This is a genomic window from Bacillus sp. LR--39, from assembly GCF_053613335.1.
This window is the reverse complement of record NZ_JBSIOT010001699.1, coordinates 1-503: the sequence shown is the minus strand read 5'-3', so window position 1 is coordinate 503 and position 503 is coordinate 1. Positions and strand designations below refer to the sequence as shown.

1 protein-coding gene is annotated in these 503 nt (G+C 42.7%); it reads left to right on the top strand.

From position 1 onward, the window contains the following. Positions 1 to 168: 168 nt before the first annotated feature. Positions 169 to 503 (top strand): acetyl-CoA carboxylase biotin carboxyl carrier protein (gene accB, locus ACWHAR_RS32620; RefSeq protein ID WP_452089120.1); only part of this gene is annotated, 335 nt, incomplete at its 3' end.

The window sequence follows — 503 nt, the reverse complement described above, 5'->3', positions numbered from 1 at the left end:
ACCATCCAAGTAAGAAAGAGGAAAAAGAAGTCCGCTAAACAAGCGGGCTTTTTGCGTTGCTGTCATATTAGAGTTGAATTCAAAAGTCCGCTCCTGTAAGATGAACATAGTATGTACTTTTAGTAGTAACCTATAAAAAAGAAATTTCATACATAGGAGTGCGATTGAATGTTAAATATCAAAGAAATCCACGAGCTGATTAAAGCAATTGACGAGTCTACAATTGACGAATTCGTATATGAAAATGAAGGTGTATCCTTAAAACTGAAAAAACACGAAGCAGGCACGGTTCAAGTCATGCAGCAGGCACCGGCAGCACCTGTACAAGCACAGGCTCCGCAGGCAGTCCAGCCGCAAGCGCAGCAAGCAGCGGCACCTGCCCAAGAAGCACCAAAGCAAGATGAGAATCTGCATAAAATCACTTCACCAATGGTAGGAACATTTTATGCTTCTTCATCACCGGAAGCTGGCCCGTATGTAACAGCCGGTTCAAAAGTAAATGA